Below are 22,274 nucleotides of genomic sequence, written 5' to 3'. Positions count from 1 at the left end.
GCTGGTATACTAGGGTAACTAGTCATCTTATATTTTTGTAAGCGCTTTTTTTGAGTGCTTCAAAGATGAATGGCGATTCGTCGGGCTGGAGGAATCTTATGAGTATTCAAATTGACATTTCAAGAGACAAAAGAGGACTAATCCGGGATTTCGTTTACGAAACCTTGAAGAAAAACATCATGGAGCTGCGACTCGAACCGGGGCGGTTTATCTCGGAGAAAGAACTGGTCGAAATGCTCCAAGTGAGCAGAACGCCGATTCGTGAAGCATTGGTGAAGCTCACTCAGGAAGAATTAATCGAAACGACTCCTCAGAAGGGCTCCATCATATCGCTTATCGATTTGCAGCATGCGGAAGAATCCAGGTTTGTCAGAAAAACCTTGGAATCCGCCGTTGTTAGAGAAGCATGTGAGCTGCTTGACAAGGAACAGGTGCTTCACCTGCAAAATCTCATCTCGATGCAAGAACTATGCGAATCTGAACAAAATTATGGGCGTCTGTTTGAGCTCGACGAAGAGTTTCACAAATCGATTATGATTGGCTGCGGTCGTGGCCGTACGTGGGGACTCATTCAACAAATGGCAACGCATGACAACCGCATTCGGATTTTACGGCTTGCTTCCGATTCCGATTGGAAAATTATACTGGCCCAGCATCATGGCATTGTTCGTGCCATCAAGGAGAAGGATCCCGACCAAGCGGAAAAAATGATCAGAGATCATTTGGAGCTGCTCATGATTGAAAAAGAAAATTTGAAGCAGAAGCACACCAAATTTTTCAAATAAATCAAAGGAGCGAAAGACATGGTGAAAGTAGCTGTTATCGGTACCGGCGGTATCGCAAATGCGCATTTGGAAGCGTATGCAAACTCGTTCAAAGGAAGATGCGAGGTCGTTGCGTTATGTGACATTTACCAGGAAAAGGCAGTCCGGAGTAAAGAGAAATTTCAGCTCGATTGCAGGGTCGAACAAGACTATCGTGAACTGTTGGACAGCGACATCGATCTGGTTTCGATTTGCACTCCGCCGTATACGCATGCTCAAATCGCTATCGACTTTTTGAGAGCTGGAAAGCATGTATTGGTAGAGAAGCCGATGTCTTCTTCCTTGGAAGAATGCGACCGCATGTTGGAAGCGGCTTCAGAGTCGAAGCGTATTTTGTCCGTAATCGGGCAAAACCGGTTCAGGGATCCTATCATGCGGTTGAAGCGCACGCTCGACACTGGAATGGCAGGCAAAATCGTACATGCGCAGGTTGATTCCCACTGGTGGAGAGGGCACTGCTATTACGATTTGTGGTGGAGAGGCACTTGGGAAAAGGAAGGCGGCGGCTGTACGCTGAACCACGCCGTTCATCATATTGACATGCTGCAGTGGATGATGGGGATGCCAGACAAAATTCAAGCCGTGATGAGTAATACTTCGCATGATAATGCGGAAGTTGAGGATATCTCTATAGCCATTCTTTCTTACGGTAACGGAAGCCTGGCGCAAATAACAAGCTCTGTCGTGCATCACGGAGAAGAACAACAGCTTATATTCCAAGGGGAAAAGGCGAGAATTTCCGCACCTTGGAAGGTTCATGCCTCCACCTCCAAGGAAAACGGATTTCCGATTCGGAACACTGTGCTGGAGGAGGAGCTTGAGAACACGTACAACAGCATGGAGGATCTCCCGTATACCGGGCACGCTGGACAAATTGACGATGTGATGAAGGCAATCGAAAGCGAATCACTGGAGGTACTCATTGACGGCCGGGAAGGACGCAAAACGCTCGAATTGATTACCGCCATCTATGAAGCGGCTACTACAGGCAAGAGTGTAAGCCTGCCTTTAACGAAGGACAGCTTATTCTATTCAAGAGACAGCTTGCTCGCGAATGCGCCGCATTTTTACGAGAAGACCTCATCGGTTGTTTCCTTCTCGAAGAACGACATTACTCTCGGCAGCGATTACAAGAAGTAACTGCTCTGAGCAAGTGGTGAAACCAGTGAAATGGAGGTAGTCGTTTATGCAGGCAATGAACAGTAGTGTTGCTCTGGATAAGAAGGAGAGCGTTGTCATACCGCAGCAAAAAAAGAAAGGCTTATCGTATTATATAAGACTTGATTATATGCTTTACCTTATGTTGCTAGTCCCTATTGCATATATCGTGATATTTAAATATGCACCCATGTATGGCATACAGATTGCTTTTAAGGATTACAACATTTTTCAGGGCGTCAGCAAGAGTCCATGGAATAATTTTGAAACATTCAAGCAAATCTTTGCATCACCGCAATTTTTTCAGGTTGTTAGAAATACGTTGATGCTGAACTTTTTGGATTTAATATTGGGATTTCCAGCGCCGATTATTTTGGCCATTTTATTAAATGAACTGGTATGGAATAAGTTCAAAAAGGTAAGCCAGACCATATTGTATCTGCCGCATTTCCTTTCCTGGGTTATTATTGGCGGCATTGTTACTCAGCTGCTATCTCCCACAGGGATGTTGAACTCCTTAATTGGCCATATGGGTGGGCAGTCGCTACCATTTCTCACGAACAAATATGTATGGGTGGCAACTTATTCTTTAATCGGAGTATGGCAGAATGCAGGATGGGGGACAATTTTGTATCTTGCTGCTATGACGGGAATTGACAAACAGTTGTATGAAGCTGCAGATGCAGACGGAGCAGGAAGATTAAGAAAGATATGGCATATTACGCTGCCAGGTATCAGACCAACCATTGCGATCCTTCTGATCCTGCAGCTCGGTAATATCATGGCTATTAACTTCGATCGTCCATTCAACATTCAAAACAACCTTGTTATGGATTATGGTGACGTTATCAGTACCTATGTTTATCGTGTAGGGATTCAATCCGCGAACTTTTCAATTGGTGCAGCTGTAGGCTTGTTCCAGTCTGTTATTTGCTTAATATTCTTGGTAACTTCTAATTTTATTTCCCGTAAATTAGGAGAAAACGGAATATGGTGAGGAGGCATTGACAATGTCACATACGTTTAAGAATAGAATGATTGACTATACAGCAGCATCTGTTATTTTAATTGCGGTCTTTATATGTCTGGTTCCTTTTCTTTATATTCTTTCCCAATCACTTAGCTCTAACAAGGCGATTATATCTCAGGCTGTTACCATCTATCCCATAGACTTTAATATAGATGCCTATAAAGTGGTATTTGGGGATGCAGGTATGTTGTACTCACTGTTCTTTACAGTGATTCTGACAGGTGTATTTGTTCTCTTTTCATTAACCGTTACCATATTGGCAGCGTATCCGTTGACCAAAAAAAGACTCAAGGGCAGAAGTGCTTTATTGTTATTGATGGTGTTCACCATGTATTTTAGTGGCGGGTTGATACCGGACTATCTCAATGTAAAAAGTCTGAGCCTTCTGGACACGCCATTGGCACTGATTCTCCCGGGCATGATGAGCGTTTACTATATGATCATATTAAAATCGTTCTTTCAGAGCTTGCCCGAAAGTCTGGAGGAAGCTGCGCACCTGGACGGATGCAACGAGCTTCAGATTTTGATTAAGATCGTGCTGCCTCTTTCCAAGCCGGCACTTGCCACAGTCAGCCTATTGTATGCCGTATTCCGGTGGAACTATTTTCAGGATGCTCTTTTCTACATTACAGACCAGAAATTCTATACGATACAGCTTAAACTGTATAACGTTATTAATCTTTCGCAGCAAATGTCCGGCGAGAATCTCATTGTAAATCTGCCTTCCGAAGCATTGAAAGCGGCAAGTATTATATTTGGTACAGTTCCGATTCTTCTCGTGTATCCGTGGCTTCAGAAATACTTTGTATCCGGTATTATGATTGGTGCCGTTAAAGGCTGATATGGGTTTGTGAAATGGAATCTTTCATCTATTTCGCGAGTTTATATACGATTAATTTAAAAAGGGAGTTGGGTTTTTTGAAGGTAAAAACAGGAAGATCTATCGGTTTTTCTTTGGCCGCCCTACTAATTGCATCTACATTGTCCGCTTGCACGAATAGTTCGCCAACCGGCACAAGCGCCACTGCTACAGCAAGCGCTGGTACACAAACTGCTGCAGCAGGTGCTACAAAAGAGCATCGAACATTAACTGTCGAAGTTTTCGATAGAGGTAAACCCGGACAGCCGGATTTGAATGATAACTTCTGGACGAAGTATATCAACGATAATTTCGGCAAGCAGTTTAATGCCACAGTGAAATTTGTTTCCGTTCCTAGAGCTCAGGAAGTAGACAAATTGAACGTATTGATGGCATCTGGCCAGGCACCTGACATTACCTTCACGTACAACCAGGGTGTTGTTTATAATTATGTACAGCAAGGTGGCTTGGCAGAGCTTGATTCCGTTCTCAAGCAGTATGGACCTACGCTTACCAAGTATCTGGGCGATGATGTATTAAAGTATGGGAAATTTAATGGCAAGCAGTATTCTGTACCGGGCAAGAGGACGGTTCTTGCAAGTTCAAACACTTTTATCCGTAAAGACTGGTTGGATAAATTGGGGCTTCCTGTTCCTACTACACCGGAACAATTCTATGACACTATGGTTGCATTCAAAGAGAAGAATCCCGGTAATGTAAGCGGTGTCATTCCGTATGGCTATTCCCTGCAGCCTTTAAATCCCGGATTAAGTTTCATACCAGAAGCCTTTAAACCATCCAATCTTACGGTAGAACAGTTTGCTACCCTTCAGCCGCAATCGATCTGGTTGGCCAACTGGAGCATGCCAGGATTTGATAAAGCGGTTGGGTATGTCAACAAGATGTATAATGCAGGTTTGATTAGCCCGAACTTTGCAACTGACAAAGATGGTAAACTGCTGGACGCAGATATTTCCAACGGAAAAGTGGGAGCATTCCAAACGAACTGGGATGGTCCGTACCGAACAGCTCCCGGCACCTATACTAACCTTGTTAAAAATGTTCCTGGTGCTCAGCTGGTTCCAATCGATCCATGGCAGAATGATGCGGGCAAACATCCTAAGAACGGGTACAGCCCGAATGGGATGTATATCATCATACCGAAAACAAGTAAAAATGTTGACCTTGCCATACAATACCTCAACTGGATGAGTGATCCCAAGGTAACCCTCTTCCTTCAGAACGGTCAGGAAGGCGTGGACTACAACATGGTGAATGGCGTTCCGAAACAGACAGGAACGACAAATTCCGGAGATAAGATGATGACGGTTGCTAACAACCTGGACTATGACATCCTATCCAATGGGATTGAACTTGGTGATCAGAAAAAGAATGATGCAGCCATTTCTACAGGATATCCCGGTTATGAAAAGGATGCAGAAAATGCTTTGAAAGTAAGTATGGTGGACTATTATGCCGGCTACTTCTATTCAATACCGAATGCAGCCGATGCCAAAAACAACGCAGCGCTTAAGAATCTTTCAGCACAAATGCTTGCAAAACTAATTGTTGCTAAACCGGCTGAAGTCGAAGGCTTGTACAAATCATTGGTTCAACAGTACATGGATCAGGGCGGGAAGGCAGTTGAAGATGAGTTTATAAAGAACTACAAGGCTCAGAATGGTAAATAAGAAGTGAAATGATAATCTAGACGTGATAAAAGCCGAACAAGGGATTTTCCCAAGTTCGGCTTTATCACGTTGTACGTACTGATTGCTATTTCTTAGCAGAAGTTGAGAGTTTTTGAGTTGCTTCTGTCCAGTGCGATATCCGAATAATTTAGATCGAAAATGGAAAATATAGGGCAACTAAGATTCTTGCATTTTATCCGCAGCGTATAAGTGGTTCGACACCATCGAGTCGGAATATAAAGGAGACGTATCCATGCCAACTGTAAAGAACTTTGACCCTAAAGTGATTTCGCTTTTACAAGAGAAGATAAAACGGATTAAAACAAACAAAGGAGCTATCTATCTTGTTGGCCCCATAAAACTACCTGTTAACTTGCAGGGGGAAACCGTTGAGTTTAAATGGTATTGCTGGCTGAATTGCAATGAGGTGACGGAAGATTTTGAGCGTATAGTTGCCAAATTATCTGCTGCTAATTTAGCCGAGCTTCAACAATCGAGTGTACTTGTTCATGGGGATTTTTCAAATGCCGATCATGCCTTGATCCGTTTTCACTCTATCTGTCATACCGGAGATATTTTTGGCAGCAAGCGATGTGATTGCGGATATCAGCTCAAGCAGTCGATGAAACATATTGCCGAGCATGGAAGTGGAGCGTTATTTTATCTAGCAAACCATGAAGGAAGAGGCATCGGGCTCTTTAGTAAGGCTCTTGCTTATATTCTTCAAGAAAATGGATTTGATACCGTGGATGCCAATCTTCAGCTTGGTTTCGTGGATGATTCCCGTGATTACAGTGATGCAATCAAGGTTTTGCAGACGCTTCGAACAAAGCCTGTCACCTTGATTACTAATAATCCAAGGAAATTGGATGCGCTTAAAAAGGCGGGTCTGAATGTAGAGGATCGTGTTCAACTTTGGGGAGATGTCTCTGAACATAATGAAAAGTATTTGAAAACGAAAATCGAGCGATCGGGACACTTGAACGAAGGTGAAGACTGTTGTAACAATGATTAACTTCGAATATTTGCTGAGACAAATGAGAAAAGACCATTTGGACGGGTGTGAGACTCGGCCGAATGGTTTATCCATGAAATGCCCCTGTAAAGACTTTGAAATCCCCCTTTACTTCAATCAACCATTTAGGTATATTTTCGTGTAAACGGAAACAAAAGCATGTACAATAGTCGATAAGAAGTCTACAAAAGGATGGGTTCGTCTTGATGAGCAGCCGTTGGACACGAAGAATCATTGTCATGATCAGAAATATGAAATTTCAAAACAAACTCATGTTCGGATATTTATTCGCTTGCGTTATCCCTCTCATTGGTGTAAGCGTTATCATATTTACTCAATCGGCAAAGGGACTTGAGGATTCATCCCAAGAGTTTGCCTCATTGTATACGTCACAGATCAGAACCACTTTAAATCAGTTTATCGACGAATACGATAAAGTGACCAAATCGGTTCTTGTCGACAACGGTTTGATTTACAATTTGGCCGAAGAACAAAGCTTGTCCATGGAAGAGTTGATCAATCAAAAGGTAGCTGTTCAACGCTTACTGACGCGAGTTACATGGCTGAAATCGGAAATCAGCACTTTGATGCTGGTAAGTCGCGATAACAACGTGTATCAATATACGACGACAACTAGCAGAGTGAATGAGAACGCATTACTTGCCCAAGCCAAAGAGTGGAATAAAAAGTATCTGAATACGGATGATCCATTTTTTATCACAGGGTTACACGATCGTTCCTACTACGAGGACAAAGGTGCTGGAGCAGTTGTGACCGTAGGGAGGGTGCTGTTCAGCTCCAATGGGGCCTATGCGGGCATGCTCCTTATCGACCTGGACCCCTTCACTTTGCTGCAGCTTGATCATGATTTTGTCTTGGCCCGTGATAAATACGGCATGAGTGTCATCATTAGCAATCGACAAGGAGAAATTGTTTACCACTCCGATGCGGCTAGCGGGCGTTTGTCTTGGGATCAGGTTTCCGAATCTGAAACGAATGCGATCAAGGATACCGGAGACGAAAATCTGATTCTTTTATCAGGAAGCACCTCAAAAGGGGATTTGTCCATCAAAACGGAGATACCGCGTTCAAAACTGCTGCAGAAAATTAACCGGATCAAAGGAATAACTGTCATTGTCATTCTACTAAGCTGCTTGATTATTACTCTTATCTCTTATGGATTAAGCTATACGATCACAAGGCCTATTAAAGCACTTCGCAGAAGTATGAAGCAGGCGGAAACGGGACAATATTTGCCCATAGAGAAAGAGCAGGCGAACGATGAAATTGGAAGTCTTGTCTATAGTTACAATAAAATGATTTTAACGATCCGAACCTTGATTGAAGAGGTGTATATCGCGGAAATCAAGCAGCGTCAAGCGAAATTCATGGCGCTCCAAAATCAAATTAACCCCCATATGCTCTACAATACGTTGGAATCCATTCGCATGAAGGTAATGGCCAAAGATGATGATGAAAGCGCTGAGATGATCATGATCTTGGCTCGTATGTTTCGGCTTGTCTTAGGCAAGGGAGGTCAACATCACTCGGTGAAGAACGAATTGGAGTATACAGCGAATTATCTGCAACTTCAAAACATCAGATTTGATAATATGTTCAGTCTGACAATCAGGATTCCTGATGAGATGCTGCAATGCACGATTATCCCTCTTGTCTTTCAACCTATCGTTGAGAATAGTATTAATCATGGATTCCTGGACTATATTCAGCCTATGCATATTGAGATTGAAGGCGCCTGGACCGAAGAAGGGGAGATCGTCATTCGGATCATTGACGATGGAGGCGGTATGTCAATCGAGAAGCAGCAGGAACTGCTTGCCGGGTTGGAGGATGCGGGGCTGGACAAGTACAAACTTGAAGAGGACGTCAAATCGGAGCGCAGTGGATTAGGTCTTAAAAATATTGCAGAACGCATTAAACTCCATTATGGAGATCAGTATTATTTGACGATTCGTTCTGAGATTGAGCGTGGAACAATCGTTGAAATCTATATGCCGAACCATGTGGGTTGATTATGTGTTAATGGGAGGTTATTTCGTATGAAGGTAATCTTGGTGGACGATGAGAAAGGCATTGTAGAAGGTCTCAAGCGAATGGTTAATCGCTATATACCGGAATGTGAGGTTATTGGTACAGCTCACAATGGCTTGGAAGGCTTCAAGCTAATTCAAACCATGCAGCCGGATTTTGTTATTACCGATATACGGATGCCTCAAGCAGACGGTCTCGAGATGATTAAAATGCTAAAGGACGAAGGCAGCCCGATACCATGTATTCTTTTAAGCGGATATACAGATTTTGAATATGCTCGGCGCGGTATGCAGCTAGGTGTACGCTTCTACATCAACAAACCGGTGGAAATAGATCAGCTTCGTGAATGCGTGTATCAGGTTATGGAAGCGATCCGGGCGGACAAAGCAAAAGTTCAAGAAGTAAACGAATTGAGGCAAGAGGTTCATAGTCGTAAGCAGGAGAAAGCCTGGAGGGATGTTCTAGATCTAGGCAACGACAATTTGGAACTCGTAGAAAAACTTCTTCAGGTTGCCCAGATTCCAATGGAAGGCGCCTTTTTCGGAAGTGTTCTTCTTGAATTTGATAGCAATGTCGATGGTAGTAAGGAGTTCGGACTCCATCCTGTTTTTGATCACATCGACCGTGCCTTTAAACAGTATCGTGGGGTTTTCCGCTTTCGCTATACGGGAGCCCAAGTGGCTGTCATCCTGGCCAATGACAAATTGATAAAAAATGAAGATGTAGTCCGGGCCTGTGTTCTTCTCAAGCAGGAAGTTTATCAAGATCTGAAGTTGTCCATGACGATCGGCATTGGTACGATACAGAAACGTGTTGTCGGAGTCAGTCAATCTTTCGAAGAAGCGTGTTATGCATTAAGTTACAAGGTCATAAAGGGAACCAACGCTGTGATTCCGTTTCCAGAGATTACGAATCTAACAGGACCAAGCCACACTGTTCCTACAGAACTGATAGCCAAGTTGGAAACCGGACTCGACAACATGGACGAAGCGGGGTGTGTAGACATCATCCGAGAAATTTTTCGCAGGATGGAAGCCGAAAAGAGTATGAGACCGGCCGATCTACAGTCGCAGTGTTTAAACATCCTTTTATCCAGCGTTCGAAATATGTCCTTTCATCAGCTGCAGCAGAACGACTTCCTAGGCCGGCATATTCTGTCACTAGATGGTATTTCCCGGTTTCGGACGTTAGAACACCTTGAGGAATGGGCAGTGAAAGTGATTCGCGGAATTATTTCGTTTAAATTGGAACATAATATTCCAAAGAAGAAAGATATTATTACAGAAATCAAGGAATATGTGACAAAACATTATAATGAACCGATTAAAATTGCGGATCTGGCAGCCCGCTTTTTCATCAGCCCCTATTACTTAAGTCAGTTTTTCAAGCAAAAGACAGGGGAGACTTATGTGAATTTTTTGACGCAGATCCGAATTAACAAAGCAAAGGAACTCTTGCAGAACACCGATCTGAAAGTATATGAGATTTGCCAAATGGTCGGATACTCGGATACGCAGCACTTTGCCAGGTTATTTGAAAAATTAGCTGGATGCAAACCCAGGGAGTATAGAAAAAATACACCATCTCTGTAACGTATTTCACCACTCCGATTAGGAGTGGTTTTTCAATATTCTAAGAAATGACCTTGTTTTTACTTGGATTTGCCCAATTGAGGGATGTTCCCCCTGACGGTATAGTTATACATGTAAGCGATATCAACAGCAAGATACGGGGGGAATAAAGTGAATGTAGTCACATTAAATCGTTTGAAGGTGTATTGGCCGTTGTATGTCATGGCGATTCCGGGAATTGTATTTCTCGTTATTTTTAAATACATCCCGTTGGCCGGCGCTGTAATCGCCTTCAAAGACTATTCGGTTTTTAAAGGATTCATCGATAGTCCTTGGGTTGGTCTTAAACATTTTAAGACACTAATTCATCATCCTGATTTCGTGAGGGTGTTCAGCAACACCATGATATTGGGGTTATTGAAAATCGTTCTAGTATTTCCGGTAGCTGTTCTGCTGGCACTGATGATGAACGAAATTCGAAAATCGGCACTGAAGAAAGGGATTCAAACCGCGTTATACATCCCGCACTTTTTGTCATGGGTGATCGTGGCCGGTATCATTTTTGACTTCTTTTCAATCAGCGGATTGTTCAATATTGTCTTTGGATGGTTTGGTCATGAACCCGTGTTAGCGATGCAGGAGAGCGCGTACTTCCGGCCTATTTATGTGATCTCCTCCATTTGGAGAGACGCTGGTTGGGGAACGGTGGTGTATATGGCTGCCATCAGTGCGATCGACCCTCAGCTCTATGAATCGGCCATGATCGATGGCGCATCGAAGTTTAGGCAAATCCGTCATATTACCTTTCCGCTTCTGCTGCCTACCGTGCTAGTCCTGTTCTTGCTTGAAATCGGTAATTTCTTGGATCTGGGATTCGATCAAGTCTTTAACATGCTTACTCCGATGACTTACAGCGTAGGAGATATCCTCGATACGTATGTGTTTCGAACAGGTATTCAGCAAGCCCAGTACAGTTTTGCAACGGCGGTTGGCTTGTTTCAATCCGTGATCGGTTTCACTTTGGTGTTTATCTTTAACAAGCTGTCAAAGAAAGTTTCGGATGGGGGGCTCTGGTAGATATGTATGAATCACGTGGGGAAAAAATATTCGTATCAGCCATTACAGCCTTTCTCATCTTGATGTCTATTATGGCACTCATACCGCTGCTGTCGGTTATTTCCACTTCGTTAAGCTCGAAAAGTGCCGTCGATATGAACCTGGTCACCATCTGGCCCAAGCAATTTACACTGGATTCCTGGGGGCAAATGATTGACCGTCCCGACCTGTGGAAATCGTTTTTTCTAACGCTCGTCACGACGGTTATAGGCACAGGGCTTGCTTTGTTGATGACCGCTTTACTCGCATACCCGCTGTCGAAATCGGAATTCCGTTGGGGACCTGTTATCATGGTTGGTGTGGTCATCGCGATGATCTTTAAAGCACCGATTATCCCTTACTTCCTGACGGTTCGAGGCGTAGGGTTGTATAATAACCCGTTGGTGCTCATCGTGCCGCACATTCTGAATCCGTTCAATCTGATCATCATGAGAAGTTTCTTCAAGCAGTTTTCGAAGGAATTGGAGGAAGCGGCATTTATCGAAGGATGTGGATACTTCCGGATGCTCTTTCAATTCGTGCTTCCGCTGTCCAAAGCCGTACTGGCGACACTCGCGCTCTTTTACGGTGTTGTACTGTGGAACCAGTTCCAGCATCCGCTCTTTTTCTTGCAAGATCCGAACTGGTTCCCGCTGCAGATTAAGATTCGGCAGTTCATTACAGATGATAACGTAATTATGGTGGGGGCGGCTTCTACGGCTGGCTTGAATTATAACGAGCGAACTTTGAGAGCAGTGACGGTCATCTTCGCTATCATTCCAATTGTGATGGTGTATCCTTTCCTTCAGAAATACTTTGTTAAAGGAGCTATGATCGGCTCTGTAAAAGGGTAATCAGACATTTCTGGTTTTTTGGCATCTGCCTTGAACATATGAATTCAATTATTTTTTAATTAAGAGGGGGATTCACACATGAGTTTAAAAAAGCTAGGGTTGGTTTCTGCGGCATGTCTCCTTGCGATAACGGCGGTAACTGCTTGCAGCACAAAAAATGGCACCTCCGAAAGTTCAGCACCTTCCGCGAAGGTTCAGGATGCGAATGGAAGTGAAGTTGTTGATATTGAAGTATGGGGGACCAATATCGGCTACAAACCGATTACCAAAGGAAGCAAACTATATGAATTATATAAAGAAAAGCTTGGTGTAGGCGTCATTCATCCCTATGTAGAGTGGAACGGTGGCACGAACTACTTGAACCAGTTGAACCTGAAAATTGCTGCCGGGGAAATACCAGACTTATTTTTGCCGAAAGAGGGCATTGAAAATAGTTTGGCTAAAAATGGAGCGATCGCCGATCTGACGGATCTGCTGCCCAAATATGCGCCGAATCTTTGGGAAGCTATCCCGAAGGACATTTGGGATATTGTCAAAGCTAACGACCCTACCGGCCAAGGAAAAATTTATTTTATCCCCGGTGTAGTTGACTACGGTAGATACGCAGGAATGATTCGCAAGGATTGGCTTGATAAATTGGGCTTACAGATGCCGAAAACGCAAGATGAGTACGTAAAAGTACTAGAAGCGTTCCGGGACAAAGATCCCAACGGCAACGGACTGAAGGACGAGCTTCCAACAGGTGGCCGTCAGGAAGCGCGCTGGATGGATCATTTATTCGCTATGTATGGAGTGGCTATGTTCGAAGGATATCCCCAGTGGGATTTGTACGACGGCAAGCTGAGTTATGCCGCAGTCACACCGAACATGAAAGCAGCTCTGGAATTTGCTGCTAAGCTGTATAAAGACGGGCTGCTGGATAAAGAGTCGCTCCTCAACGACAAGGCGAAGTGGGACGGAAAAGTAAATGACGGAAGAGCGGGAAACTTCTTCCACTGGGCAGAAACAAGCTATTTGTACATGGAAAATACCTATAAAAATACAGGCGTAAAACCTGACTTTGCTGTCCTCCCAATACCGGAAGTTCCAGGCTACAAAGGTTTCTATACGTGGAAGAGATTTCTAGAGCCGCAGTGGGTTGTTAAGAACTCGAAGGATCAGAAGAAGCTAATGGCTACGTTGAAGCTGCTTAACAATATGTACGACAAGAAAAATTGGAACGCTTTATTCCTTGGTGTAGAAGGCATGCACTATACGATGAAGGATGGTAAAGCTGTCAGACTTCCGGATGACAAGAGTACACAGGAGAACCTCATCCTTGATCCATATTCCAAACTGTCCACACTAGACTTTATGACAGAACTAAACAAAAGTACAGCGTCCGAAGATCGAATGTGGGCTGTTGATCAGACTAACAGAAACATGCAAGAGGCACAAAAGTATGCGAAAACCATTGCCGGCGACGGTATACCAGCCAGTATATATGACGGCTTCCCGGACATTAACAATCGTACGCTGTTCATCGAATATGCGACCAAAATTATCCTTGGGCAATACCCGCTCAGCAAATTCGATGAGTTTGTAGAGAAATGGAACAAAACGGGTGGCGAAGAAGTTACGAAACGTGCTAGAGAGTGGCATTCGAAGGTGAAGAAATAATCATTACCAAGATAACCCGCCCGAAGTCGATCGAAAGACGGGCGGGTATTTTATTTACACAGGAGGCAACGATGAGCAATCGTCTTAAGGAAGTGCTAGAGGGTCAAGAACATAATTACATCCTTCCTTTTCTATGGCAGCATGGGGAGGAAGAGCACGTGATCAGGGAGGAAATAGCTCGTGTTCATGAAGCAGGAATTGGCGCTGTGTGTGTCGAGGCCCGTCCTCATCCCGATTTTCTCGGTCCACAGTGGTGGAAGGATATGGACGTCATTATGGATGAAGCCCGTAAGCTCAACATGAAGGTATGGATACTCGATGATGATCATTTTCCGACGGGACATGCAGCAGGCAGAGTGAAGGAGGCACCTGAGGAGCTTCATCGCAAGTTTTTAGGCGAACGTCTCATCGATACCATCGGACCTGCTAAGGGTTCATCTTTCCTGTTGGATACCTTGCTGATGAGCGGGCTCCGCCCAACTTTTTCTGAACTTAACTATGCGAGTGGGAAAAACAAGCTGATTTCCGTTGTCGCAGTCCGTCGCCACCCAACAAACGGAACATTAACAAATGACTGCATCGATATTACGGATCTCGTACAAGACGGCATCCTCTATTGGGATATCCCCGACGGCTATTGGCGTGTCTTTATTGTTTCAGAAAACAAGGATGGCGGCAGCCAGCTCCAGGAAGATTATTTGAATCCTCTCGTTCGGGATTCTGTTCGAATTTTGCTTGATACGGTATATGAGGCTGTGTATGAGCGCTACAAGGATGACTTTGGCAAGACACTTGCAGGATTCTTTTCGGATGAACCAGGATTTTACAATGATAAAATGACCTTCGACTTTCAGTCGAAGCCTGGAAAACAAGGGGTTGTCCTCCCTTGGAGCAGTGAAATGCCGGCTTTACTTGAGCAGGCGTTAGGTGAGGACTACCGCAAGCACCTGCATCTCCTCTGGCATGAGTCTGGAGAACAATCAAACAGGGTGCGATATGCCTATATGAACATTGTCAGTACGTTATATGCGGAGAATTTCTGCAACCAAATCGGGGAATGGTGCAGGGCCCGTGGGGTAGCTTATATTGGACACGTACTTGAGGACAACAACGTTCATGCCAGGCTTGGCCCCGGCACCGGACACTTCTTCCGATCACTCTGGGGGCAAGACATGTCCGGAATTGATGTGGTACTCTGGCAGATTGTTCCCGGTTTCGATGAGCTGACTTTCCGCAGTGCTACGGGGATCGCAGATGGTGAGTTTTTTCACTATGGTCTTGCCAAGCTTGGCGTGTCGCTTGGACACATCGATCCCAAAAAGCAGGGGAGGACGATGTGCGAGGTATACGGCGCATACGGCTGGGCGGAAGGCTTGAAGCTGATGAAGTGGATCACAGACCATATGCTCGTGCGCGGAGTGAACTACTTTGTCCCCCATGCGTTTACGCAAAAAGCTTTTCCGGATCCGGATTGTCCGCCGCATCTGTATGCGAATGGGAAAAATCCGCAGTTCCGCTACTATAAGTATTTGAATCAATATATGAATCGCATCTCTCGTCTGATATCAGATGGCCGGCATGTGGCATCTGCTGCCGTCGTGTATCACGCTGAAGCCGAATGGTCCGGGGAAGCGATGTATTTTCAAAAGCCGGTAAAACAATTGATGCAGCACCAGATTGACTGTGATGTGATTCCAGTAGATGCTCTTTTGGAAATGGCAAGCGTAAAAGACGGGAAGCTGCATGTCAATCTTGAGGATTTCGAGTGTCTAATTGTGCCCTATGCGGAAGCACTTCCGGGGGCAATGATTAGGCGGTTGGTCCAGGTTGCCGATCAGGGACTCATGATTCGCTTTATCGATGGTTTACCGCTACGATCGAGTGAAGGCAGTGATGTTTCTGACGAACTGTCTCGGCTTGCCGCTCATCCGAAAGTGAAGCTTACTTCCTTAGACAGGCTGGCGCAAGACCTTATCGCAGATGGCCATTATGAGATTAAAGTTGATCAGTACCAGCCCTATCTTCGTAATTATCATTATAAACACGAGAATTTGGATGTTTTTATGTTCTTTAATGAACATCCTAATCAATCCATTCAGACGAAAATTACATTATCCGTCCAAGATGATGTATTCGCCTATGATGCTTTCTCCAATCGGTTGATGGATGTGAATGTTATAGAGGAGAACGGGTCAAAGATGGTTCAGCTGAATCTTTCTCCATACGAGTCCATCATCTTGCTTAACGGCGCCGAACTCGAAGGTTATACAGCATCACCGCGCTACGCGGTTTCATCGGAAATTGAGCTGCAAGGCGAATGGACGATCTCAACCGCTGATGCTGAACACTACCCTCATTTTACGGAGTGGGGAAAACTAACGGCGTTAACGAACATGAGCGGGCCGGATTATTTACCGCGTTTTTCGGGAACTTTTCGCTATGAAATGGAGTTTGAATGGCGTGAATCGACGAACAGCGTTTTGTTAGATTTGGGTGAGGTTTATGAAACGGCAGAAGTATGGTTGAACGGTGAGCCTGCGGGCGTCTGTATCTGTCCTCCCTACCGGTTGGAGATTCATGGACTGATCCAGCAGGGCAACAACAAGCTTGTCATTGAAGTGACGAATACACTTGTGAAGGATCAACGCGACTATTTGTCGGCCTTCGCGCAGCAAGAACCAAGCGGTCTTATCGGGCCTGTTGCACTTTACAATTTCTTATTGCATAGATAACACCTAATAAACAATCACTCGCTAGTATTGTTTATAGGACAACCGAATTGAATAGGCAGGGGTAGGAGACCAGGAGAAAACCCTTTAGGCAACAATTGATTGGCTAGTGAAAACTAGCTGTGTCATTTGTGTGCTTGAAGGGTTTTTTGTGTTCTCAAAAAACAGAAAGGAGTAGAGATGTAAGGGGAAATGCTAGGTTAAACAGGAATTTATGCCGTACCTATCAGAAGAGAGGATTGATTCTATGAAACGATATAAAAGAGTTTTTAATCGTCTTATTGTAGCTGCACTAGTTGCCAGTTTCGTACCGCATGGTCTCTTGCCTGAGCAGCAGGCTCATGCAGCAGATGACGTTAGAAATACATTAAATGTGAGGAAGACGGTTAATGCTCCGGTTATTGATGGGAAATTGGATGAATCACTATGGTCAATTAACCAAAGCTTAACCAAACAAACAGGCAGTGGTACGTTTAAAGATAGTAAATTCGGCATGCTCTGGGACAATAAGTACCTGTACATAGGAGTCAAAGCGGATGATGATAGTCTGTCTGCGGCAGGATCAGGCAATTGGTTTGACCAGGATAATATTAATTTCTTTCTGGATCCTACGATGCACCAATCGGCCCCTTATGTGGCAGATGATATGCAGCTTGGATTTGTGTATCAAGCGGATTCTACATCACCAGAGTTTCATTTCGGAGCTGCAACAAACGGCCAAAGCAGTAAAGATGCAAATAAGATTCTGAGAGCCATGCAGAAGACGGCGACGGGGTGGTCCTTAGAGACCGCTATACCATGGGATATTTTGAAGATGGATCCTAATCTCACCAAGAAGTTGGGTTTGGAAATTGGGGTAACGGACCGTTATGGGGTGGATGCGACACAGCAAAGAAACAGCTACTGGAGTGCCTATCAGTCAAGTTCGTTCTGGAATGATACCTCCGGCTTTGGTGTGATTAACCTGATCGATAGCAATCCTGTAACAGATACGGTGAATCCGGTGTTGCTTGAGGAAAATTTTGATACGATTCCAACCGGAACCATTCCTTATGGATGGATTAGTGATGTGAACGCTGGAAGCCCTTCTTTTACTGTCGTGCAGGATACTTATGGCAATGGCAGAGTCACTTTTGATGGGAAAGCCTCGGGTAAACAAGCTCGAATTGTGGCGCCAGTCCAATGGGACAACTATACGGTTGAAGCGGATATCCGATTTGAATCGGTGCTGGATTCGGCAAGATGGGCTTCATTGATGTTCCGGGTGCCTTCTTCGGGAAAAGTGCCTTACAATCAAATGGCCATCCGTCAAAATGGTACCTATGAATTCGCCTATCGTAAAGCGGACGGCAACTGGTATTCACCGACACCAATCTCCGGTACTTGGAGAGCATTAACCTTGAATGCCGATTATTCGATGAAGGTTCGCGTTTTTGATAACAATGTCAAAGAATACATGAAAGCCAAGTCAGATCCAGGTTATACCCTGGTAACGGACACCACCCTGCCAACAACGGTAGTGATGGAGAAAGGCAAGGTAGGGCTGCAAGCGGATCAAAGCAAGGTGTCATTCGACAACTTGAAGGTGACGCGAATTACAGCAGAACGTCTTAACCTCGTTGTACCTGGCTCAATCGAAGCCTTGACTGGACCGATAAGTGTTACCGGCAGCGTGTACTATTCGGACGGTATTACGGAATCCATTTTAAATAAGCCATTAAAATATTACTCTTCTGATGAGTCAATCATCAAAGTCTCGAACAATGTACTGTACCCGGTGAAAGCGGGGAAAGCGGAAGTTAGAGTCATTTATGAGAATGCGGAATACGTGCAAGAAGTAACCGTAACACCTAGCATGGTGCCAGCGAAAGTCAGCTCCCTCAAGCATGATACCAATTATTTTTTGGCCACAGTGAATCAGCCGGTAGATTTAACTTCAATTACGTTTAAAGCAGATTTTACTGATTTTACTTCAGGTACCGTGACAGGAAATGATTTGACCTGGACGTCCAACAGCCCTTCTGTTGTGGTGAATAGCGGCAGCCTGAACGTTCTTCAAAAAGGTGTATACTCCTTAACTGCCCAAAAAGACGGTGTTTCCATTTCAATGCTAGTCGTAGCGAAAGAAGCAACGGATAGGGAATATGTCCTCTATGAAGAAAATTTTGATCAGCTAACGGAAGGAACACTTCCTGCAGGTTGGACTCGCAAAGAAGGGACGACAGCCAGTAAAGCCGTTGTTAAAGCCGGAAGCTTTGAAATGGATGCGGCGGCATCGCCGGACAATCCTTCGCGAGTACTTTTGCCAGACTATCTAGGGACATTTGGCAATTATAAAATTGAAGCGGATGTCACGCATTTGCAAGCGAACGATACGGCCAGATGGCATTCCATCATGTATCGCATTCAAAATAATGATTATCCGTATTATCAAATGGCGGTCAGAAAAGACGCTACAGCGGCAAATGGCGTAGAGTTTGCTGAAAGAACCGCAGCTAATGCCTGGAATGTTATGGATACAGGTGCTTTTACGGAAGCTATAGATCCGAGCAAGATGTACCACTATACGGTAAAAGCATTCAACAATCGCGTAATGGAAATGATTAACGACAAGGTTGTTGTAGATACAGATAATGCAGGTTCGTATATGAAAGGTCGAATTGGCTTACAAGCTAACGGCAGCAAAATGAAGGTTGATAACATTCGGGTAACGCTACAGCAAGATGCCCTGCCGCCAACGGCAACCGATCGCTATGCCAGTGTAACAGAGCCTGATACTAAAATTGCGATGGCTTCTACGATTGTAACGGAGGTTACTCAGGCGGCAGATTTGACGAAATGGGCGGATGCGGCAACAGCAACAGCAACACCAGCTACGGCTATTTTACACGTGAACAACGAACTTAAAGTAACCAACCCAACAGGAGAAACAGTCATTGGAGATGTAGCAGCCATCTTGGATTCCTTCGGGACGAAGACGATGCCGGCATTTTATCTCAAGGATGAATTAACCGTCGATAAACTGATCACTTATTTGAAAGATAATCGGATCGAAGATGTATTCGTGATGTCGGACAACGGTGATTTGGTTAAAAAAGCGAGATTAGCCTATCCGATTATTCGCGGAATTGTAGATTTCAGCGGCATGTCAAATTTTAGCCAAGAACAATTGATGAAAATCCGCCAGACAACCAATGCTGACCTGGCACATATTGCTGTGCTTCCGCAAAAGGCGATAACGAAAGAGAATACAGACTATTTGCAAATGAGAACGGTCATGGTCTGGGCAAAAGATGAAGCGGCAGCTGCCGGAAAAAATCTGTCCATGCATACTTTGATTACGGCCGGAGTGAACGGTATCGTAACGGATACACCATCTGCTGCTTTCACCGCACTGGGTGTGTACAACCAAAATAAAACGTTAATCCGTAAGCCATACATTATCGGTCATCGGGGATTACCTTCGGCTGCGCCGGAAAATACGCTTGAAAGTAATCGGTTAGCACTCGATAATGGGGCGGATTTTATCGAAAATGACGTGTATATTTCCAAAGATGGTTATCTTGTCATTCATCATGATGGGGAACTGTCGGGTACGACGAATGGCACGGGAAATATCGAGAATTACACATTGGCTGAAATTAAGGCGCTCAATGCCAATAAGTCTCATCCGACGGGCTATCCGGATGTGAAAATTCCGACGTTGGAGGAACAAATTGATCTTGTTCAACAACGTGGGAAAATGATCATGAACGAAATCAAGACATCGACACCAGCGGCCATTGACGCTTTCGTCCAATTGGTTAATGCCAAAAATGCCGAAGCCGACATCGACAACATGTCCTTCGTTGCCGCTCAGATTGCGCGCACGAATAGCTTGATGCCGACGATGCCTTCAGGTCTCTTATCCAGCTTGTCTGGAGGCAGTAATGTTAAGGGAATGCTGAGAACGGTACTTAGTTCGATTCAGCCATTGAATGCTACTTTTAATAATGGATACACCGGTATTTCGCAAAGTTTTATGGAAGCTGCTAAACATCGCGGTATCTTGATTTCTCCTTGGACACTGAATGATCGAACGGCGTTTAATCAATTTTTCTTAAATGGTGCATGGGGGTTAACGACCGATTATGCCAACTGGGCGGCAGATATGGCGGCAGTAATTCAACCAGAGAAAACAGAGTTTACACTCAACAAAGATGAAAATATTCTCCTTCAAGCTCAAGTGACATCGTATAAAGGCGATACGAAGACTATTGTACCGGACTTTATCTTACTTGATGGACAAGAGGTACTGGATGTGAATGGCAAGGAGATTACTGCCAAGAAATCGGGGATTGCGCACGGACTTTTACGATACACCTATACGATGAACGACGGAAATAAGTATGACTTATATACACAACCAATCACGTTGAACGTATCTTCTGGAAGTACAGATCCAGGGACAGATCCAGGAACGACTCCAGGAACAGATCCAGACCCAGGATCAGGATCAGGTTCTGGAACAGACTCAGGAGCAGGTAGTGGCACAAACAATGGTACGGGAATTAAGGAGCCTGTGTATACAGTGACTGATGTGATGATGCAATCAGCCATCCAGCAATCGGCAACGAACGATAAAGTGATCGTAACCGTGCCTCTAAGTGGGAAGAAGGATCAAGCTGTTGCCATCCTGTTACCATCTGCCGTTCAAAAGTTGCTAGCAGCAAGCAATCACACAGTCAATATTGAAAGCGAGCTTGGTTCCTATGAGCTGAATCTGTCAGCTGTAGATTTGCAAGCTTGGGCAGATAAGCTGGGGGTTTCGCAAGATAAGTTGAACTTCACCATTCAAATCAAGTTGAATGAAAAAGCGGCTGCAGAAGCAATGGCAGACGGGAAAGCTGTCAAGAAAGCCGTTGACTTTACCCTTACAGCAGGAGTAGGAGCAGGAGAAGGAAAGAGCGTAGACGTATCCAGTTTCAAATCGTTCATAACTAGATCCATCAAGCTGGATGCCGGAACGGATACCAAAGCTTTGGCCGCCGTACGAGAAGAGAAAGATGCCAATGGTAATATGGTATATAATCCGGTTCCATTTATGATCCAAGGCAATGAAGTTGTTATTTTCAGCCGTACGAACAGCACGTATCTACTTATCGCGAACCCGGTGACATTCGGTGATTTAGAACATCATTGGTCCAAACAAACGGTTGAAGGCATGGCGACCAAATGGATTGTCCAAGGTGTTGGGGCCTCAAGTTTCGCACCTGATCGCCAAGTAACTCGCGCGGAATTTGCTGCTTTGCTGGTGAGATCGTTTGGCTTAACTTCATCAAAAGCCACAACGGCAAGCTTCAAGGATGTCAAAGCTTCCGATTGGTTTGCGGCGTCGGTTAGCCTTGCAGCAGAATATGGACTCGTTGGCGGCTATGAAGACCATACCTTCCGTCCGGATGCGCCAATAACCCGCCAAGAAATGGCGGTTATGATTGAGAGATCACTACGCTTCGCAGGCTACAACGCAAAGCCACAACCAAATAACTCAGCTGCGTTCACTGATGAAGCAAATATCGCCGAGTGGGCTAAGGAGGCAAGTAACACAGCTTCCACGCTGCACATTATTAACGGCAGGGATGGCAATGCCTTTGCTCCGCAAAGTACCGGTACACGTGCGGAAAGTGCTGTGATGCTAAGCCGCATGCTGCAAGCCCTAAACCTTTCTAATTAATGGCATGGTTAACATCCCCTCCGA

The 22,274-nt window shown here is 44.7% G+C and carries 13 protein-coding genes; all 13 read left to right on the top strand.

Annotated elements, in window-relative coordinates; all coding sequences use genetic code 11:
• Positions 1–98 precede the first annotated feature (98 nt).
• The 13 genes from RQP52_RS12975 (at position 99) to RQP52_RS12915 (ending at position 22,250) form a co-directional block, all read left to right on the top strand.
• Positions 99–785 (top strand): GntR family transcriptional regulator, encoded by a 687-nt coding sequence (locus RQP52_RS12975; protein WP_315951960.1) that lies wholly within the window; start codon positions 99–101, stop codon positions 783–785.
• An 18-nt stretch (positions 786–803) separates the two neighbouring features.
• Positions 804–1,964 carry a Gfo/Idh/MocA family protein gene (locus RQP52_RS12970; protein ID WP_315951959.1) on the top strand — a complete coding sequence of 387 codons (1,161 nt, stop codon included), beginning with the start codon at positions 804–806 and terminating at the stop codon, positions 1,962–1,964.
• A gap of 55 nt (positions 1,965–2,019) precedes the next feature.
• On the top strand, positions 2,020–2,979 hold the full coding sequence (locus RQP52_RS12965) for an ABC transporter permease (protein WP_379174193.1): 960 nt from the start codon (positions 2,020–2,022) through the stop codon (positions 2,977–2,979).
• 13 nt (positions 2,980–2,992) lie between these two features.
• Positions 2,993–3,853: a carbohydrate ABC transporter permease gene (locus RQP52_RS12960; RefSeq protein ID WP_315951957.1), complete on the top strand. Its 861-nt coding sequence runs from the start codon at positions 2,993–2,995 to the stop codon at positions 3,851–3,853.
• Positions 3,854–3,930: 77 nt separating this feature from the next.
• Positions 3,931–5,562: an extracellular solute-binding protein gene (locus tag RQP52_RS12955; protein WP_315951956.1), complete on the top strand. Its 1,632-nt coding sequence runs from the start codon at positions 3,931–3,933 to the stop codon at positions 5,560–5,562.
• Positions 5,563–5,815: 253 nt separating this feature from the next.
• The gene (locus tag RQP52_RS12950) at positions 5,816–6,577 is read left to right on the top strand and encodes a GTP cyclohydrolase II (protein WP_315951955.1); all 762 of its coding nucleotides are present in this window, start codon (positions 5,816–5,818) and stop codon (positions 6,575–6,577) included.
• Between the two features lie 206 nt (positions 6,578–6,783).
• Complete coding sequence (locus tag RQP52_RS12945; protein ID WP_315951954.1) at positions 6,784–8,610, top strand: sensor histidine kinase; 1,827 nt, start codon at positions 6,784–6,786, stop codon at positions 8,608–8,610.
• 27 nt (positions 8,611–8,637) lie between these two features.
• Positions 8,638–10,221 carry a response regulator gene (locus RQP52_RS12940; protein WP_315951953.1) on the top strand — a complete coding sequence of 528 codons (1,584 nt, stop codon included), beginning with the start codon at positions 8,638–8,640 and terminating at the stop codon, positions 10,219–10,221.
• A gap of 201 nt (positions 10,222–10,422) precedes the next feature.
• Positions 10,423–11,277 carry an ABC transporter permease gene (locus RQP52_RS12935; protein WP_379174195.1) on the top strand — a complete coding sequence of 285 codons (855 nt, stop codon included), beginning with the start codon at positions 10,423–10,425 and terminating at the stop codon, positions 11,275–11,277.
• Between the two features lie 2 nt (positions 11,278–11,279).
• A complete protein-coding gene (locus tag RQP52_RS12930) occupies positions 11,280–12,149 on the top strand; it encodes a carbohydrate ABC transporter permease (protein ID WP_315951949.1) in 870 nt (289 codons plus the stop codon).
• Positions 12,150–12,227: 78 nt separating this feature from the next.
• On the top strand, positions 12,228–13,808 hold the full coding sequence (locus tag RQP52_RS12925; protein ID WP_315951948.1) for a type 2 periplasmic-binding domain-containing protein: 1,581 nt from the start codon (positions 12,228–12,230) through the stop codon (positions 13,806–13,808).
• A 71-nt stretch (positions 13,809–13,879) separates the two neighbouring features.
• On the top strand, positions 13,880–16,540 hold the full coding sequence (locus RQP52_RS12920) for a glycosylhydrolase-like jelly roll fold domain-containing protein (protein ID WP_315951947.1): 2,661 nt from the start codon (positions 13,880–13,882) through the stop codon (positions 16,538–16,540).
• 244 nt (positions 16,541–16,784) lie between these two features.
• Positions 16,785–22,250, top strand: coding sequence for a glycerophosphodiester phosphodiesterase family protein (locus RQP52_RS12915; protein WP_315951946.1), 5,466 nt, complete (start codon positions 16,785–16,787; stop codon positions 22,248–22,250).
• Positions 22,251–22,274: the final 24 nt, after the last annotated feature.

The organism is Paenibacillus violae (assembly GCF_032461945.1).
Classification (GTDB): Bacteria; Bacillota; Bacilli; order Paenibacillales; family NBRC-103111; genus Paenibacillus_E; species Paenibacillus_E violae.
The sequence above is the reverse complement of the archived record's forward strand: the minus strand, read 5'-3'. Positions and strand labels throughout refer to the sequence as shown.